Origin of the sequence: Bacillus sp. ISO11 (assembly GCF_003458115.1) — a bacterium.
GTDB classification, from domain to species: domain Bacteria; phylum Bacillota; class Bacilli; order Bacillales; family Bacillaceae_G; genus Bacillus_A; species Bacillus_A cereus.
Genome location: NZ_QXCO01000057.1, coordinates 1 through 16,722, shown reverse-complemented (window position 1 = coordinate 16,722; position 16,722 = coordinate 1). Strand labels below are relative to the sequence as shown.

Here is a 16,722-nt window from a genome sequence, read left to right as displayed (position 1 = left end):
CATTCTCTTAAGAATTGTGGCATAACTCAAAGTATGTCTCGCAAAGGAAACTGTTATGACAATGCCGTTATTGAAAATTTCTTCGGTATCATGAAATCGGAATTTCTGTATCGAAAAGAATTTGAAAGTATAACACATTTCAAACAAGAATTAGCAAAGTATATAGAATACTATAATCATAAAAGAATTAAGGCAAAATTAAAGGGTATGAGCCCAGTACAATACCGGGCTCATACCCTAGAGGCTGCCTAATGAAACGACCTGTCTAACTTTCGGGGGTCACTTCATTATATTAGATGGCTTTTGTATGTTACGTGTATAAAGTTATTTGAAAATAACGATCGAATAATAGGTGAGATTATAACAATATTTGTGTAAGAGAATAAAAAATGTAGATAATTTCGATTTTCAAAAAAATCAATTTGAAAATATGTTTTTATTTTGCAACTAAATATGTTACTATATGTGTGATAAAAACAAAGAGGTCTGACAACTATACTCCACGTAATAACACTCTAATGATTTAAAAATTCAAAAAAATCAAAAATTAAAATAATAATTATATTAATGATTAGAGTAAAAATAAGGGGAATGGAGAAATTATGGAGAAAGACACTGCTTTGTAAGGGGCATATTTTATCATCTTGAGCAGAGAGGAGGATGCATAGCATATTGTAAAATATAGAGATAAACAATGAAAAAGTGCTATGCAAATGAAGAGCATGAAGGGACGTTTAAGGCCAGGTGATACGGTAGCAATTGGTTTAATGCTATTTGCATTATTTTTAGGAGCAGGAAATTTAATTTTTCCGCCAGTTTTAGGTCAACAAGCAGGAGAGAATGTTTGGATTGCTACAATAGGATTCCTTGTAACGGGAGTCGGATTACCCCTACTAGCTGTAACAGCTGTCGCGTTTGTAGAGGGGGACTTGAAAGCGCTATCTTCTAGAGTCCACCCTATATTTGCGTTTATTTTCCCATTGATTAGTTATTTAGCAATTGGACCATTTTTCGCGATTCCTCGTACTGGAGCTGTTTCGTTTGAAATGGGTATGAAGCCGTTTTTATCAGAGGCAATGGTTTCAGAGTGGTACATGCTATTTCTTTTCACGATAGTTTTCTTCGGAATAACGTGGTATTTATCATTAAATCCATCTAAATTAGTGGATTGGTTCGGAAAGTTTCTTACACCATTATTAGTATTAATTGTCGCTGTTATTGTCGGAAAGGCAATTATTGATCCAATTGGAGAGCCAGCTGCGCCGTTAGCTGCTTACAAAGAAAATGCTTTCTTTGGTGGATTTATTCAAGGATATTTAACGATGGATGCAATTAGCGCGCTCGTATTCGGAATTGTCGTTGTACAAGTTATCCGCTCTAAAGGGATAAAAGAGAGTAGTCAAATTGCAAAAATAACAGTAGTATCAGGTATTATTGCTGTACTTGGTTTAACGTTAATTTATTTATCACTTGCTTATCTTGGTTCAACAAGTACATCACTTGGTATCTCAGAAAACGGTGGTCTTATTTTAACGAATGTTGTAAATGAGCTATATGGGACGAGTGGTAAAATTTTATTAGGGCTTGTTATTATACTCGCTTGTTTAACAACTTCTGTTGGGTTAACATCTGCGTGTGCGGGTTTCTTTACAAACTTATTTCCAAAACTTTCGCATAAAACGATTGTAACAATGGTATGTGTATTTAGTTTAATTGTATCTAACCTAGGTTTAACACAATTAATCGCAGTAACATTACCTGTGTTAATGATCATTTATCCAGTTGCAATCGTATTAATTGTACTTTCGTATTTCCATAAGTGGATTGGGAAGCGTAATACAATTTATATTGGAGCTATTTTAGGTGCATTGTTAATTAGTTTCTTTAACGGTTTAGAAAGTGCGAAAATTAAAATTGACGCGATTTCTAATGTACTACAAATGTTACCGTTATATAACGAAGGAATCGGATGGTTAATTCCATCATGTATTGGCGGGATTCTCGGTTTCTTCTTCTATAAATCAAATGAATCAAGTGAATTACAAAAGAAAGGTGCTTAGGCACCTTTCTTTTTTTGAAGGGGATTTTTGTATTTTGTCTAAGTAATAAGTGGGGGGGAATGATAAATGGCTAATTTTGAAGATTTTTTAAATTTGGATTTGAGAATTGGAACTGTAATACATGCAGAGGAATTTAAAGAAGCGAGAGTACCAGCGATTAAACTAGCAATAGATTTTGGAGAAATCGGGATAAAGCAGTCAAGTGCTCAAATTACGAAAAGGTATAGTCCAGAAGATTTAATCGGTCAACAAATCGTTGCTGTTGTAAACTTTCCACCAAAGCGTGTAGCTGGATTCAAATCAGAAGTACTTGTGCTTGGTGGTGTTCCTGAAGCTGATGATGTTGTGTTACTTCAGCCTAATATGGAATTGCCAAATGGAACAAAAATTAGCTAGGGTGAAGGTAGGGGCTAATATGGATATCGGACGAGAATATTTGCAATGTGCGATTTCGAACTTTAAAGCAACAAAGAAACAAGGGGAACGGGCACTTTCTCAATTATCATATGAACAAATACAATGGTCTTCTCATGAAGAAACAAATAGTATAGCGATTATTATTAAGCATCTGCACGGTAATATGCGTTCTAGATGGACGGATTTTTTAACGTCTGATGGTGAAAAAACAGATCGTAATCGAGATGGTGAATTTGAAGGATGCTATCACTCAAAAGAAGAAACCCTTATAGCTTGGCAAGAAGGATGGAAATATGTTTTTAATACGATGAATACTTTAACGCCGGAACACTTATTGAAGACGGTATACATTCGCGGTGAAGCACATACTGTCATGCAAGCAATTGAAAGGCAAATTGCTCATTATGCATTGCATATTGGTCAGATTATTTACATTGGGAAGATGTTAAAAGAAAATGAGTGGGAATGTTTAAGTATTCCGAGAGGTCAGTCTACGCGTTCTGTAGAGAAAAAACGTTCAACATAATAATAAGAAAGAAACCGATAAAAAATGGGAAAAAAGAAAGTCAGCCAAATAATAGATGGTTCTGTAATCATAAGAATACTGCCAAAAATAAGTCCATATATAATAAGAAAGAAATTGAAAAGTGTATTCACAGGGAGAAATCGTGAGATAAACACTTGCTGTCGTTTAAAACAATCACTGTGAAATAAATAAAAGCGGAAGTACCATGTGGCTGTAATAAGGTCTTTCTTTCTCACAATTCTTTTTTTGCATGTATGACAGATAAATGGTGGTTGCATTTCATTACGCTCCATTTTTTATTTTCATAATAATGTGAGACAAAAGTAGGTACAAAGTGTATGTTCCTATATACGCTCCTGCAATAAGGAAAAATGGATTCAGTAAAATTCCATGAATGCTCGTCATGAAAACTAAATCTTGTATTAAAACATCGTATATATTAATGGAAATAATTATACCGAGTACATACAGTGCCAAGTACGCAGAAATATGTAGCACAATAGCGATTTTTGGTTGCTTAGCGGACAAATAAAAAATGAATGATAGAGCGATTGGTAATATTCCTATTAATAGCTTCAATTCATTTCACCTCATTAACAATATAGCCGAAATTTTAACGGTCTATTCTCTAGGGCTTGTACATAACTTGAAATAGAGAGGTGATAGTATGAATCGGGGCTTTTTTTTTATGAAGTTTACAAGTATGCGTAAGTTAGTTTTATTTGTTATTACTACAATGCTAGCGACTTTTTTTCTTATTAGTATGATGGTAACCTCTATGAAAGAGACAAAGTCAACGTATTTATATAATTGGTTAAATGAGTTATCGATGAATGGTTACATGTATGTACTTGGAAAAGAGAATCATTATTTTACACAGGAGTATCGAAATTTGAATCAAGATTTTTCAATTTCTTCTTTTCTCTTTTCTATGGCTACAAATATTCGCTTTAATGATGTACGCAGTTTCGTCGGGAAAGAGCTCCCGGGGTTTGGTAAGTACGATACAGAAATTGTTATTGCGGGTGAGGGTACAAATTATTCTAACTTACCGATAGAGTCGAGTGTTCCTCTTGAAGAAGTGGTGAAGGAACGGACTAGTGGAACTGGACAAGTACCTAAACAAGATACGAGTAAAGAGAAAAAACAGCCGTCCCAAACGACTGGGAAGAGACAAGTTGCGTTTATTTATCATACACATAGCTGGGAATCTTATTTACCTTTACTTAACTTAACGAATGACCCGAATCCGAATAAAGCAACGAGTTCTGTATCGAATATTTCTATATTAGGAGATCGTTTCCGTGAACAACTAGAAGGTGAAGGGATTGGAGCTACTAACGATAAGAGTGATGTTGGTCAAAAGTTAATAAGTAAAGGTTTAAACAGTAATAGTTCGTATAAAATGTCACGAGAAATTGTGCAGCAAGCTATGGCTGGAAATAAAGATCTTCAATACTTTTTTGATTTGCATCGTGATAGTGCCCGAAAGAATGTAACGACAAAAACAATTGGAGATAAGTCATATGCAAAGCTTGCATTTGTAGTAGGGAAAGGAAATAAAAACTATGAAAAAAACTTACAATTAGCGACAGCTTTACATGAGGCGATTAATAAGAAATATCCAGGAGTGAGTCGTGGGGTCATTCAAAAAGGGTTCCAGACAGGAAATGGAATCTATAATCAAGACCTATCAGGACAAGCAATATTAATTGAAGTTGGCGGTGTAGATAATACAGAGGAAGAATTGAATCGATCAATTGATGCACTTGCTAAAGCATTTGGTGAATATTTTTGGCAGGCAGAAAAAGTGAATGGATAAAGTGAAACGTGAATTAGCCAGGACATCTATCGATAATTATTAGCGCACTTCAATCTTGAAAAAACGTAAGTGTAATGCTTGCGTTTTTTCTTTGTAATGGTGAGACGTCACAGAATAGACATAATTTGTCGTTGTTATAGTAATATCGAAATTTGTCAATTTATAGTAGGAGATTTACAAAGGGATTTTCGGGAAAGTAGAGAAAATCTTTTTATAAGGAAAACTTTTTATTATGAAACTGGTAGGGTGATTGAAGTGATTAGGGAAATCGAAATAGAAGATGCAGCATCATTTTTGCAATTAAGTAAGCAATTAGATGAAGAAACGAAGTTTATGCTATATGAACCAGGAGAAAGGAAAACTACAGCTGAGCAACAAGAAAAAATGATCCATCGATTTATGGAAAATGAATATGCAACAATATTTGTAGCAGTTGAAGATGAGAGAATAGTAGGTTTTATATTAGTGAATGGAAATAACATTCAAAGAAAGAGGCATGTGGCAAGCATTGTAATTGGTATTTTGCAAGAGTATAGCGGGCGAGGTATTGGGACGAGATTGTTTAAAGAGGTTGAGAAGTGGGCAAAATTACATGATGTATGGCGTTTAGAATTAACAGTAATGGCCCACAATACAAGAGCTCAGGCACTATATAAAAAAGCTGGATTTGAGAAAGAAGGTGTCAAAAAAGCTGCTCTTATTATCGATGGAAAGGGCATCGATGAGTATGAAATGGCCAAATTATTAAAATAAGAGGTCGTTATATGAAAAAAAGATGGGCACTACTTGGTATTGTAGCTGCAATAATTATTATTGGAGTAGCAGGAATCAATTATAAAATGTATAAGGATAAGCAGGCGCGGGAAGTAAGTGTAAATAGCATATTTCCGAAAGCGAAAGAAACGATTGCTAATATGGATGGGGATATTGCGGTAATTAATAATCCGAATTCAATGCTTGTACTTGTAAATAAAAGTAGGCGTTTACCAGATGGGTATAGACCGCCAGATTTAGTTATTCCGAAAGTGCGCTACTCTAGTGAAGGTGATCAAGAAAAGAAAAAGATGAGAAAAGAGGCAGCGAGGGCGCTTGAGGATATGTTTCAGCAGGCTGACAACGAGCGTATTTTTCTTTTTGCAGTTTCTGGATTTAGATCTTTTGATCGACAAAAAGCATTAAATACGATGTATAAAAAACAAGACGGGGAAGCAAAAACAGCAATGTCTAGCGCGGTTCCTGGCACAAGTGAGCATCAAACTGGACTAGCTATGGATATTACGTCCCAATCTGCTAAATTTCAGTTAGAGACGGTTTTTGGGGAAACGAAAGAAGGTCAGTGGCTTTCTGAAAATGCCCATAAATTTGGTTTTGTTGTTCGATACACAAAAGCGAAAGAAACGATTACGGGTTATCGGTATGAACCATGGCACGTAAGGTATGTGGGAAATCCACAAGCTACATATTTGTATGATAATCAACTGACGCTTGAAGAAGTAACAGAGTAAATGATTGAGGGGAGAGACGTATAATGACGATGTTATATAAGAAAAAAGTACATGCATATATTACAAGAGAAAAAGAGGGGGTTATGCAATTACTTGTTTTTAAACATCGTGATATACATGAAGCTGGTATTCAAGTGCCAGGAGGAACGGTTAATGAAGGTGAAACGTTAGAAGCGGCTATATTGCGTGAAGTACAGGAAGAATCCGGATTGCGTCATTTATGCATAGAACGATTTTTAGCAGATTACATCATACATATGAAAGAAAAACAGGAATATGAAAAACGCCACTTTTTTCATGTAACTTTACTAACAGATGTAAAGGATACTTGGGAACATATTGTAAGTGCTGGTGAGGAAGATAAAGGATTAGTATTTTGCTACGAATGGGTTGATATTGCAAAATGCCCTGAATTAGCTGGGAAACAAGGTGAGTTTTTACATTTGTTAGATGAAGTATACGCACAGTAATGTAAGAGTCTGAAGCGAAGTTTAATCCGTTTCAGACTTTTTTTATTTTTCGGGAAATTAAAGGTGTTTAAATAAGGATATTGAATTTCTTTAAAGGGATATCAATTTAGGATGTGTTGAGGTGAAAAATTGAAAAATTAAGGGTTATACGCTAAAAAAGTTCATATAAGGGAGAATATAAATGGAAATTCAGTTTAATCCAATCTTAAAAAAGGAATTAACAATTCAAGATATTCAAAATGAAATGGAATCTGGAAAGTTAACTTCAAAAGAGCTAGTAATGTATTATCTCTATAGAATCGCAAAGTATGATCAAGACGGACCGAAAATCAATTCAATTTTAGAAATCAATCCAGATGCTATTTTTATTGCAGAAGCGTTAGATTATGAAAGAAAGACAAAAGGCGTAAGGGGACCATTGCATGGAATACCTGTTTTGCTTAAGGATAATATTGAAACGAATGACTCCATGCATACAAGTGCAGGTACAATAGCTCTAGAACAAAATATAAGCAGTGAAGATGCATTTCTTGTTACTAAACTGCGAGAAGCAGGGGCAGTGATAATTGGAAAAACGAATATGACAGAATTAGCAAATGCAATGTCTTTTGAAATGTGGGCTGGATATAGTGCAAGAGGTGGTCAAACAATCAATCCATACGGAACGGGCAAGGATCATATGTTTGTTGGCGGATCTAGTACAGGATCTGCGATAGCAGTTGCTGCTAACTTTACAGTAGTATCTGTTGGGACAGAAACCGATGCTTCTATTTTGAGCCCCGCTGTTCAAAATTCTGTAGTAGGTATTAAACCGACTGTCGGTTTAATTAGTCGTAGAGGAATTATTCCATTTACTTATTCGCAAGATACAGCTGGACCATTTGCTAGAACGGTAACAGATGCTGCTATTTTGCTAGGGAGTTTAACTGGAGTGGATGAGAAAGATGTAGTTACTCGAAAAAGTGAAAATAGGGCATATCGGGATTATACATCTTACCTTGATGCAAATGGTTTAAATGGAGCGAAGATTGGTGTGTTTAACGATGCACCAAAAGATTATTACGAAAATGGTGAGTATGATGAAATCTTGTTTAAGGAAACGATTCAAGTATTACGTAATGAAGGAGCGACAGTAGTAGAAAATATTGATATTCCTTCTTTTCATAGAGAATGGAGCTGGGGAGTTCCGCTTTATGAGCTGAAGCATAGTTTAGATAACTATCTTTCTAAATTACCTTCTACTATCCCGGTACATTCTATTTCGGAGTTAATGGAGTTTAATAAAAACATAGCAGAAAGTGCTTTAAAATATGGACAAACTAAGTTAGAGGGAAGAAAAGATTTTCCTAATACGTTACGAAATCCAGAATATTTAAATGCGAGATTAGAAGATATATATTTTTCTCAAGAACAAGGCATTGATTTTGCATTGGAAAAATATAATCTTGATGCGATACTGTTTCCTTCCTATATAGGTTCTACTATATGTGCAAAAGCGGGTTATCCGTCTATAGCAATACCAGCAGGGTATATGGAAAGCGGGAGGCCTTTTGGAATTACCATTGCAAGCACTGCCTTTAGTGAAGGGATATTAATTAAATTAGCTTATGCTTTTGAACAAGCGACAAAGCATAGAAAAATCCCCAACTTATCATGAATAGAATAAACAAAGAGGACAGGAATCCCTGTCCTCTTTGTTTTAGTGATTAAATTGAAATATCGTTCTGCTCTGTCTTATGATATTTTAATAAACTAAAAGATAAACAAGCGGAACATAAAATAAGAATAGAAGCGATGATATAAATTGTACGAACACCGAACATATCAGTAATAATGCCAATGCTAAGCATAGATAGTCCAGAGGCTGTTGAAAGAAGTGCATCATGTGCTGTATACATTTTGGATAATAAAGCAGGGGCGACACTTGATTGTAAAACAGTCGTTTGGGAAATATCTCTAATTTGATAACATGGTCCCATTAGAACACATAGAAAAAGCGCAATAAATCCGCTGCTCGTCATACCATATAAAAATGTAAGAATGCTAAATATAAGAGAGCCAATCGACATAGATCGTATTAAATTGTTTTGAATATAGGAACTCATTTTCCATGCTAATAGACCACCGATTAACGTGCCAACATAATAACTTGTATTAATATATCCCCACCATTCTTCGCCCTTATGAAGGATAGTCGTAACGTATGCCATCGTAATAGCACCAATCCATATTGTCCCTGCGAAAGTTTCGATTAAGTCCATATATGTAACGGTACGGAGAGAAGGATTTTGAAATAGGAGTTTCCAACCTTCCAATAAAACAGTACTTTTGGAAGAGGGAGAATCTGCTATTCTTTCAGTATGTATGGAACGTAATGAAAAATGTAATGCAATGCATCCGAAAATCATTAAAATGTTATTAATCATGAGTGTAGAAGTAGCGCCAATGAGAAGAACGACAATACTCGTAAATGAATAAGCAACGGCTTGCACAATTTGTGTTGAAAAGGAAAAGATACTATTTACTTTTACTAATTTTTCTTTCGGTGTAAGGCGCGGGAGAATACCGTATAATAACGGAGCACTCCACCCACTACATAATGAAATGACAAAAATAAAAGTTAATAGAGCTATAATGTTTGTGGATAAGACCGGGAACAAAATCATTAATAATAGTAAAAAGACTGTTTTCAGCCATTGGAGCGTATATAACAGCGTATAAGATGGAAAACGATTTATTATAAGTGGTGCAGAGATGTTAGCAATTAGATTTGTGATAACTTGTAATAATGGAAAAAGAGCAGTAATAGTAGCTGATTTAGTTGCTATATAAATATGAGTTGTAATAATCATTACATATACGATGTCAGCGAGAGTAATGCATATTTTGGAACCTAAATAGTAGATTAGTGACAGGTTTCTCAATAAGATTATCACCTCTATAAAAAATAGTATTTAGTAATTAGAATAATTGTAATTTAAAAATTAAAATTTTTAAAGAATTTAATTTTTTGTCACTTTTTGAAAGGGATTTTCATGTATAATGAAGAATATATTGATATAGTATTATATTAATGATCATTGTAACAGTGAGTATGTACAATAGCTTGTAGCAAACGCCCAAGTGTAAGAAAGGGCGGATAAACCATTCTTTTCTTCATATACATATAGAAAATGAGAAAGAAAGTGAGGGTTGCATATGGCTGCTTGGGTAATTTGGTTTATAATAGCTGGTATTTTATTTATCGCAGAAATGTTGTCGATTACATTTTACATGCTTTGGCTTGGAATTGGAGCTGTTGTCGGAGGTCTTATTGCTTTGTTTGCTCCTGATGCACTACTGTTACAAGTTACTGTTGGTGCAATTGTAAGTTTAACTTTGACATTCTTTACGAAAAGAATTTCAAAAAACTTTCGAGAAGCAAAAGGTTTTACTGATACAGTAGATATGCTTGTTGGTAAAAAAGGGATTGTTATGCAAGCGATTACAAATGAAGCGAATGGTATTGTGAAAGTGGATGGAGATACTTGGACAGCTATTGCAGATTCTTCAATTGATGCTGGAGAAAAAGTCGTTGTTATAAAGAGGCATAGTACTATATTACAAGTGAAAAAGGAGAGTGAATAAATATGGTAGCATTAACGTTAACGATTATATTCGCACTAATTGTAGTTACATTTATCGCATTAACAATTAAAATTATTCCTCAGCAAAAAGTTGGGGTTGTTGAAAGATTTGGTAAGTTTCAACGTATCATGCACCCAGGGTTAAATATTTTAATACCAATTGTAGATCGTGTTCGTGTATATCATGACTTACGTATTCAACAAACGAATGTACCACCGCAAAAGGTAATTACGAAAGATAATGTTCAAGTAGAAATTGATACTATTATTTTCTATCAAATTGTTGAACCAGAACTTGCGACATATGGTATTTCAAACTATGAATATGGTGTTCGTAATATTACTTCAGCAACGATGCGTCAAATTATCGGTAAAATGGAACTGGATGAAACGTTATCTGGTCGTGAAAAAATTTCAACAGAAATCCGCTTAGCGCTTGATGAAGCAACAGAAAAATGGGGCGTACGTATTGAACGTGTCGAAGTTGTTGATATTAACCCGCCAAAAGATGTGCAAGCATCAATGGAAAAACAAATGAAGGCTGAGCGTAATAAACGTGCGATTATTTTAGAAGCTGAAGCAGCAAAACAAGATAAAGTCCTTCGTGCTGAAGGGGAAAAGCAAAGTAAAATCTTGATGGCTGAAGGGGATAAAGAAGCGCGTATTCGCGAAGCTGAAGGTATAAAAGAAGCAAAAGAATTAGAAGCGCAAGGGGAAGCAAGGGCAATTGAAGAAATCGCAAAAGCAGAACAAAATCGTATTGAATTGCTTCGTGAAGCGAATTTGGATGAGCGTATACTTGCTTACAAATCATTTGAATCATTAGCTGAAGTTGCAAAAGGACCAGCAAATAAAGTCTTTATTCCGTCTAATGCAATTGAAACACTTGGTACTCTTGGGGCAATTGGAGAAATATTTAAAGAAAAACAAGTGAAGAAACTACCTTCAAATGATACAGGAAAAGAACAATAAAAGTGAGGAAGAGAAATGGGATACCATTTCTCTTTTTTTTGCGTATATTCCGAAAAGCTTGTACATATCCATGTATAAAGAAGGTGATGCAGTGAAAAAGTATGCAACTCGAATACATGGGAAGAAACTGATTTCGTTACTCCTTTTATATGCGCTAATAGTAATTATGATAGCGTCGATTTTGACGTCATTTTTACATACAATAAAATCGAATTATGCAAATCAATGGTTTGGAAAAGTATCGATGCAAGGTTTTGTTCAAATGATAGAAAGTGAGAATCGCTATTACGGATTTGATTATTTTAAGAAGAATAAAAGAGAGTCAGTTGGAAATTTAATGTTCTCTATTGCGACAGATTTGAAAATTAAAGATTTAAGAACATTCGTCGGTAAAGAAGTACCTGGTATGTCAAAGTATTATTCTAATATTATCGTAGCTGGTGAAGGGACAAACTTGACGAATATCCCAAATGAATCTAGTGTACCGATTGAAGAAGTAACGAAAGAAAGGGAAGTAGCAAAAGATAAAGTTACAGAAGCGGAAAAGAATAATCCGGTTCAGAAAAAGAACGGAGCGAAAAAAGGTGAAAGTGCAGTATATATTTATCATACACATAGCTGGGAATCCTTCTTTCCATTATTACCAGGGGCTACGGATCCATCAAGTCCAGATGTAAATGTGTCCTTACTAGGGAAACGTATGAAAGAGCAACTTGAAGGACAAGGAATTCCGGTAGTTCACGATAAAACGAATATGGGTGATTTATTAGCGAGTAAAAAATGGAAATGGCCGCAATCATATAAAGCGTCTCATGAATATGTAAAAGAAGCATTAGCACAAAATAATAAAATTGCGTTTCCAATTGATATACACCGTGACGATCAGCGTAAGAAAGTAACAACAAAAGTAATTAACGGAAAATCGTATGCAAGATTATATTTTATAATTGGGATGGAAAATGAAGGCCGTGCTGAAAATGAAAAAATTGCAAGAGCCATCAATAGTTATTTAGATGAAAACTACTACGGATTAAGTAGAGGGATTTTTCCAAAGTATAAAAAAGATGGAAATGGCGTTTATAACCAAGATTTATCGAAAAATGCGATGTTAATTGAAGTTGGTGGTGTTGATAATACGTTAGATGAATTATATAACACAATTGATGTGTTAACAGAAGCGTTTAGTAAATATTATTGGAATGATGCGGAAAAAGTGAATGGATGAGGGACGGGAGACCGTTCCTTTTTTATTTTGGAATCTTAAAAAGTGATATAATGGAATTTTATGAATGTTAAATAAAGGGAGAGAGAAACATGCAAATACTACTAATACGCCACGGAGAATCAGAAGCTGATATTTTACATGTGCATGAAGGTCGAGCTGATTTTGAGTTAACTGACAAAGGGAGACAACAAGTACAAAGACTTGTACAGAAAGTGAAAAAAGATTTTGCGCCAGATTTCATTTGGGCAAGCACATTAAAACGCGCTCGTGAAACGGGTGAAATATTAGCAGAAGCAATTGGTTGTCCAATTCAATTAGAAGAGGAATTAATGGAGTTTAATAATGGAGTGCAAGCAGGCTTATCATTTGAAGAAGCAAAGAAATATCCAGAGCCAAAGTTTCTTCATGACCGTTTTGAAAACGGAGAATCATTTATTGAGTTTCGAATGAGAATAGAAGGAATCTTTTCTAAAATTATGATAGAGAATACATATGATCGAATTGCAATTGTTGCCCATGGAGGCGTAATTAATAGTCTATTACGTGCATTTTTCAAAATGCCAATTTCAATGGACTACTATTTCAAAATGGGAGATACGGGAATAAGTTTAATTGAAATTGAGGGTGAACAAAAAACGGTGCATTTCATTAATGATACGAATCATTTGGACGGGATGTAAAGACTTATGTACAAAGTTGTATTTTTCGATGTTGACGGTACGTTATTAAGTGAGATTGATAGAAGCATGCACGAAAGTACAAAAGAAGCGATACGAAGGTTAATAGATAAAGGAATTCACGTAGTTGTTACAACTGGAAGACCGTATAGTTTATGCTCACAATTTAAGGAACTAGGTATAAATACGTTTATTTCAGCAAATGGTGCACATATAAAATGTGGGAAAGAAGTTATACATAAATCAGTACTTTCAAGCGAAATCGTTCATGATATTTCAAATTTTGCTGAATTACATGGTCACAGTGTTTCTTACTTTACAGAAGAATTTGCAATGAATAATATTGCTTCCAAAGATGAACGTGTCATGCGAGCGTTAAATGAAACTTTAAATTTAGAGCGGTATCCTGACAAAGTTAGAAACTTATCAGATGAGATGTATTGCATATGTCTGTATGCTGATGATACAGAAGCTCAAAAATTTATTGAAAGATATCCAGCACTTACGTTTGAGCGTTTTCATGGTTACGTTATAAATGTATTGGAAGATAGTAAAGTATCGAAGCTAACTGCAATTCAAAAAGTATTGGAACATTTAAACATTAGTAAATTAGAAGCCATTGCTTTTGGCGATGGTGGAAATGATATTGAGATGTTGCAGTATGTAGGATTAGGAGTTGCGATGGGAAATGGTGGAGAGGAGTTGAAGAGAAGGGCTGATTTCGTTACAACGAAGGCGAGTGAAGGCGGAATTTCTTATGCCTTAAAGAAGTTGCGAATTATTTAAAACTAATAGTTAGTCAGTGTGAAAAATCCTGTTTTAATAATGGCTTTTGTTAATATGTATACTGTTTTAGGGAATTATTTGAGCTCTCCTACTTACAATTTAACTGCAGAACAAATCCTTTATTTTCGCTTAGCAGGGCTGTTTGGTATGTTGCTGTCACCACTTGCAGGTCTTTTAACAAAGAGGTTTGAAGTAAGGAAAGTTCTTCAAGGGGGATTGTTGATTGTTATTTTTAGTCTAAGTTCAATGGGCTTTGTTTCAGATCTATCTCTACTTGTAATGATGAGTGTCTGTTTTGTAATAGGTATTGCTATATCCGTTCCGTCTTTAGTTTCTCTTGGAGGTCAATTAGGAGGGAAAGCAAGGGGAATATACTTTTATTTTATTTTTAGGTACTAGTATAGGACCTATCATTTCTATTTATCTTATGAAAATAGGAGGTTATGCTCAAACATTTATTTTATTAGGAATGATACTTTTTATTGGTTTTGTAGCTTCTCTATTTATAATTAATGAATGAGTGGAAAATCACTCAAATAAAGGAATGCGAGGATCTTTCATATGCTCGCATAATAAAATATGAATTTGTCCACGATGATGATAAAAGTGTGCAACGATTTCAAGTAACCATTCAAAGCGCGAATAAGAAATCCCCCAATAGGCAGTCATAACTTTTGCTAATTCTATTTGGGAGTAGGAAAGAAATGTTTTAGAGAGAAGGTTGTATCCTTCAATCATCGTTTGTTGCATGTGAGCAACTGTTACGGGCGTATGTTCTATATAAAAGGTATGTAATTCTTTTTCTGAAATACCATTTAAAATGAGTAAATCAGCATGACAAATAAGAGAAAGATGTGCACACATTTCAAATAATGATCGTTTTGAGTGAATGGGTTGTATTTTTAAATCGTTTTCACTATATTGGTTAAGCATATAAATAGAAGTATCAATAGCAACTTTTAGTTGATGCAATGCAGATTGAACAAACATTGTAATTCTCCTCGTCTCCGTATATAATAGTTTCTTGAGGATATTATATCATACTCAAAATTCCGAAAATTCTAGTAGTTTGACTAGCATAATGAAAAGTATTATATTGTAAAAGGTCATATGAAACGTGAAATAGAATGGAATGCAATTATTGAGTTAGGAGTTAGACCAATGAGTTTGAAATATGGAAGAGATACAATTGTAGAAATTGACTTAAATGCTGTAAAACATAATGTAAAAGAATTTAAAAAACATGTAAATGATGAAGAAATTAAGATGATGGCTGCTGTAAAAGCGAATGGGTATGGCCATGGGGCAGTTGAAGTTGCCAAAGCTGCAATTGAAGCGGGAATACATCAACTTGCAGTTGCATTTGTAGATGAAGCAATAGAATTAAGAGAAGCAGGAATTACTGTACCAATTTTAATTTTAGGATACACACCAGTAGCGGCTGTAGAAGATGTAATTCAATATGACGTTATGATGACTGTTTATAGAGTAGAAGATTTACATGGTATAAATGAAATTGCAAACCGTCTTCAAAAGAAAGTACAAATTCAAGTGAAAATTGATACAGGAATGAGTCGTATCGGTTTACAAGAAGAAGAAGTTAAACCATTTTTAGAAGAATTAAACCGTATGGAGTATGTAGAGGTAGTAGGGATGTTTACGCATTACTCTACAGCAGATGAAATCGATAAATCATATACGAATATGCAAACAAGTTTATTTGAAAAGGCTGTTAATACAGCGAAAGAATTAGGAATTCAAATACCATATATTCATAGTTCAAATAGTGCGGGATCAATGGAATTAAGTAACACATTTCAAAATATGGTACGCGTTGGAATAGGAGTGTACGGTATGTATCCGTCAAAAGAAGTGGATCATTCAGTCGTTTCTTTACAGCCTGCGTTGTCGTTAAAATCAAAAGTAGCTCATATTAAACATGCGAAGAAGAATCGTGGTGTAAGTTATGGGAATACGTATGTAACAACTGGTGAAGAATGGATTGCGACTGTACCAATTGGTTATGCTGATGGTTATAATCGTCAATTATCTAATAAAGGCTATGCGTTAATTAACGGGGTTCGAGTACCTGTTATTGGCCGTGTTTGTATGGATCAGTTAATGTTGGATGTTTCAAAAGCGATGCCAGTACAAGTAGGAGACGAAGTAGTATTCTACGGTAAACAAGGTGAAGAAAATATCGCAGTAGAAGAAATAGCGGATATGTTAGGTACAATAAACTATGAAGTTACATGTATGCTAGATAGAAGAATTCCGCGTGTCTATAAAGAAAATGACGAAACAACTGCAGTTGTAAATATATTAAGAAAAAACTGAATCATTTTAATCTGTACCCTTTGTAAAGGACATTTTGAAAAAAGTTAGGCAACATCAAGAAGATGATTTCTGTATCCAACAGGAGTCATCTTTTTTAAATTCCATTGATATCTATAATGATTATAATACGTCATATATTTCTTAATCTCTTGTTTCAATTCATTAAAGGACACGCAAGGTTTTATATGAGCTTCATCTTTCAGATGACCAAAAAATGATTCTTGTGGGGCGTTATCCCAACAGTTTCCTCTTCTTGACATGGATTGTCCAAGGTTTAGCTTTTTAACTAGCTTTTGATA

At 34.4% G+C, this 16,722-nt stretch carries 20 protein-coding genes and 1 pseudogene; 16 read left to right on the top strand and 5 right to left on the bottom strand.

Features of this window, described 5'->3' with window-relative positions:
* The 4 genes from D1166_RS29685 to D1166_RS29670 all read left to right on the top strand — a co-directional run.
* On the top strand, window positions 1-252 hold a 252-nt coding region (locus tag D1166_RS29685; RefSeq protein ID WP_141530432.1), incomplete at its 5' end, for an IS3 family transposase.
* Window positions 253-722: 470 nt separating this feature from the next.
* On the top strand, window positions 723-2,060 hold the full coding sequence (brnQ4, locus tag D1166_RS29680; protein WP_011110049.1) for a branched-chain amino acid transport system II carrier protein BrnQ4: 1,338 nt from the start codon (window positions 723-725) through the stop codon (window positions 2,058-2,060).
* 66 nt (window positions 2,061-2,126) lie between these two features.
* The gene (csaA, locus tag D1166_RS29675; RefSeq protein WP_001263015.1) at window positions 2,127-2,456 is read left to right on the top strand and encodes a chaperone CsaA; all 330 of its coding nucleotides are present in this window, start codon (window positions 2,127-2,129) and stop codon (window positions 2,454-2,456) included.
* On the top strand, window positions 2,437-3,003 hold the full coding sequence (locus D1166_RS29670) for a DUF1572 domain-containing protein (RefSeq protein ID WP_000435829.1): 567 nt from the start codon (window positions 2,437-2,439) through the stop codon (window positions 3,001-3,003). Before csaA ends, D1166_RS29670 begins: the two co-directional genes overlap by 20 nt.
* Here D1166_RS29670 and D1166_RS29665 read toward each other — a convergent pair.
* Together D1166_RS29665 and D1166_RS29660 are read right to left on the bottom strand one after the other, a co-directional pair.
* Window positions 2,964-3,281 (bottom strand): hypothetical protein, encoded by a 318-nt coding sequence (locus tag D1166_RS29665; RefSeq protein ID WP_002098535.1) that lies wholly within the window; start codon window positions 3,279-3,281, stop codon window positions 2,964-2,966. The genes D1166_RS29670 and D1166_RS29665 overlap by 40 nt on opposite strands.
* Window positions 3,282-3,285: 4 nt before the next feature.
* Window positions 3,286-3,582: a hypothetical protein gene (locus tag D1166_RS29660; RefSeq protein WP_000770734.1), complete on the bottom strand. Its 297-nt coding sequence runs from the start codon at window positions 3,580-3,582 to the stop codon at window positions 3,286-3,288.
* Between the two features lie 88 nt (window positions 3,583-3,670).
* Here D1166_RS29660 and spoIIP (D1166_RS29655) point away from each other — a divergent pair, with 88 nt between their 5' ends.
* The 5 genes from spoIIP (D1166_RS29655) to D1166_RS29635 all read left to right on the top strand — a co-directional run bounded on the left by spoIIP (D1166_RS29655) (window position 3,671) and on the right by D1166_RS29635 (window position 8,457).
* A complete protein-coding gene (spoIIP, locus tag D1166_RS29655; RefSeq protein WP_001079280.1) occupies window positions 3,671-4,825 on the top strand; it encodes a stage II sporulation protein P in 1,155 nt (384 codons plus the stop codon).
* A 255-nt stretch (window positions 4,826-5,080) separates the two neighbouring features.
* Window positions 5,081-5,578, top strand: coding sequence for a GNAT family N-acetyltransferase (locus tag D1166_RS29650; protein ID WP_000617574.1), 498 nt, complete (start codon window positions 5,081-5,083; stop codon window positions 5,576-5,578).
* A gap of 11 nt (window positions 5,579-5,589) precedes the next feature.
* On the top strand, window positions 5,590-6,330 hold the full coding sequence (locus tag D1166_RS29645; RefSeq protein WP_000747647.1) for a M15 family metallopeptidase: 741 nt from the start codon (window positions 5,590-5,592) through the stop codon (window positions 6,328-6,330).
* 23 nt (window positions 6,331-6,353) lie between these two features.
* Entirely contained in the window at window positions 6,354-6,800 is a 447-nt protein-coding gene (locus D1166_RS29640; RefSeq protein ID WP_000178289.1) for an NUDIX hydrolase, read from the top strand.
* A gap of 181 nt (window positions 6,801-6,981) precedes the next feature.
* Window positions 6,982-8,457, top strand: coding sequence for an amidase family protein (locus tag D1166_RS29635; RefSeq protein ID WP_097855706.1), 1,476 nt, complete (start codon window positions 6,982-6,984; stop codon window positions 8,455-8,457).
* 49 nt (window positions 8,458-8,506) lie between these two features.
* On the opposite strand, the gene D1166_RS29630 is transcribed toward D1166_RS29635, so the two are convergent.
* Window positions 8,507-9,724, bottom strand: a complete 1,218-nt coding sequence (locus D1166_RS29630; protein WP_118043535.1) for an MFS transporter — start codon at window positions 9,722-9,724, stop codon at window positions 8,507-8,509.
* A 274-nt stretch (window positions 9,725-9,998) separates the two neighbouring features.
* On the opposite strand from D1166_RS29630, the gene D1166_RS29625 reads away from it, so the two are divergent.
* The 6 genes and pseudogenes from D1166_RS29625 to D1166_RS29600 all read left to right on the top strand — a co-directional run.
* A complete protein-coding gene (locus D1166_RS29625) occupies window positions 9,999-10,427 on the top strand; it encodes an NfeD family protein (protein WP_000741974.1) in 429 nt (142 codons plus the stop codon).
* Between the two features lie 2 nt (window positions 10,428-10,429).
* The gene (locus tag D1166_RS29620; RefSeq protein WP_000226253.1) at window positions 10,430-11,398 is read left to right on the top strand and encodes an SPFH domain-containing protein; all 969 of its coding nucleotides are present in this window, start codon (window positions 10,430-10,432) and stop codon (window positions 11,396-11,398) included.
* On the top strand, window positions 11,376-12,623 hold the full coding sequence (gene spoIIP / locus D1166_RS29615) for a stage II sporulation protein P (protein WP_326039295.1): 1,248 nt from the start codon (window positions 11,376-11,378) through the stop codon (window positions 12,621-12,623). Before D1166_RS29620 ends, spoIIP (D1166_RS29615) begins: the two co-directional genes overlap by 23 nt.
* A gap of 89 nt (window positions 12,624-12,712) precedes the next feature.
* Complete coding sequence (locus tag D1166_RS29610) at window positions 12,713-13,303, top strand: histidine phosphatase family protein (RefSeq protein ID WP_001166433.1); 591 nt, start codon at window positions 12,713-12,715, stop codon at window positions 13,301-13,303.
* A gap of 6 nt (window positions 13,304-13,309) precedes the next feature.
* Window positions 13,310-14,086 (top strand): Cof-type HAD-IIB family hydrolase, encoded by a 777-nt coding sequence (locus D1166_RS29605; RefSeq protein ID WP_000278964.1) that lies wholly within the window; start codon window positions 13,310-13,312, stop codon window positions 14,084-14,086.
* Window positions 14,087-14,116: 30 nt separating this feature from the next.
* Window positions 14,117-14,606 (top strand): annotated as a pseudogene (locus tag D1166_RS29600) (MFS transporter); the annotation flags it as partial.
* Window positions 14,607-14,614: 8 nt separating this feature from the next.
* On the opposite strand, the gene D1166_RS29595 reads toward D1166_RS29600, so the two are convergent.
* The gene (locus tag D1166_RS29595) at window positions 14,615-15,076 is read right to left on the bottom strand and encodes a DinB family protein (protein WP_000498004.1); all 462 of its coding nucleotides are present in this window, start codon (window positions 15,074-15,076) and stop codon (window positions 14,615-14,617) included.
* 171 nt (window positions 15,077-15,247) lie between these two features.
* Here D1166_RS29595 and alr point away from each other — a divergent pair, with 171 nt between their 5' ends.
* Window positions 15,248-16,423, top strand: a complete 1,176-nt coding sequence (gene alr, locus D1166_RS29590) for an alanine racemase (RefSeq protein WP_021727885.1) — start codon at window positions 15,248-15,250, stop codon at window positions 16,421-16,423.
* 44 nt (window positions 16,424-16,467) lie between these two features.
* Here the strand turns inward: alr and D1166_RS29585 are convergent.
* On the bottom strand, window positions 16,468-16,722 hold a 255-nt coding region (locus D1166_RS29585), incomplete at its 5' end, for an IS3 family transposase (RefSeq protein WP_165851663.1).

Excerpts from the sequence above, each read along its gene's own strand:
- brnQ4 (WP_011110049.1), top strand. The coding sequence starts at position 723 with ATGAAGGGACGTTTAAGGCCAGGTGATACGGTAGCAATTGGTTTAATG.
- csaA (WP_001263015.1), top strand. The coding sequence starts at position 2,127 with ATGGCTAATTTTGAAGATTTTTTAAATTTGGATTTGAGAATTGGAACT.
- D1166_RS29670 (WP_000435829.1), top strand. The coding sequence starts at position 2,437 with ATGGAACAAAAATTAGCTAGGGTGAAGGTAGGGGCTAATATGGATATC.
- D1166_RS29665 (WP_002098535.1), bottom strand. The coding sequence starts at position 3,281 with ATGCAACCACCATTTATCTGTCATACATGCAAAAAAAGAATTGTGAGA.
- spoIIP (WP_001079280.1), top strand. The coding sequence starts at position 3,671 with ATGAATCGGGGCTTTTTTTTTATGAAGTTTACAAGTATGCGTAAGTTA.
- D1166_RS29645 (WP_000747647.1), top strand. The coding sequence starts at position 5,590 with ATGAAAAAAAGATGGGCACTACTTGGTATTGTAGCTGCAATAATTATT.
- D1166_RS29640 (WP_000178289.1), top strand. The coding sequence starts at position 6,354 with ATGACGATGTTATATAAGAAAAAAGTACATGCATATATTACAAGAGAA.
- D1166_RS29635 (WP_097855706.1), top strand. The coding sequence starts at position 6,982 with ATGGAAATTCAGTTTAATCCAATCTTAAAAAAGGAATTAACAATTCAA.
- D1166_RS29625 (WP_000741974.1), top strand. The coding sequence starts at position 9,999 with ATGGCTGCTTGGGTAATTTGGTTTATAATAGCTGGTATTTTATTTATC.
- D1166_RS29620 (WP_000226253.1), top strand. The coding sequence starts at position 10,430 with ATGGTAGCATTAACGTTAACGATTATATTCGCACTAATTGTAGTTACA.
- spoIIP (WP_326039295.1), top strand. The coding sequence starts at position 11,376 with ATGATACAGGAAAAGAACAATAAAAGTGAGGAAGAGAAATGGGATACC.
- D1166_RS29610 (WP_001166433.1), top strand. The coding sequence starts at position 12,713 with ATGCAAATACTACTAATACGCCACGGAGAATCAGAAGCTGATATTTTA.
- D1166_RS29605 (WP_000278964.1), top strand. The coding sequence starts at position 13,310 with ATGTACAAAGTTGTATTTTTCGATGTTGACGGTACGTTATTAAGTGAG.
- D1166_RS29595 (WP_000498004.1), bottom strand. The coding sequence starts at position 15,076 with ATGTTTGTTCAATCTGCATTGCATCAACTAAAAGTTGCTATTGATACT.
- alr (WP_021727885.1), top strand. The coding sequence starts at position 15,248 with ATGAGTTTGAAATATGGAAGAGATACAATTGTAGAAATTGACTTAAAT.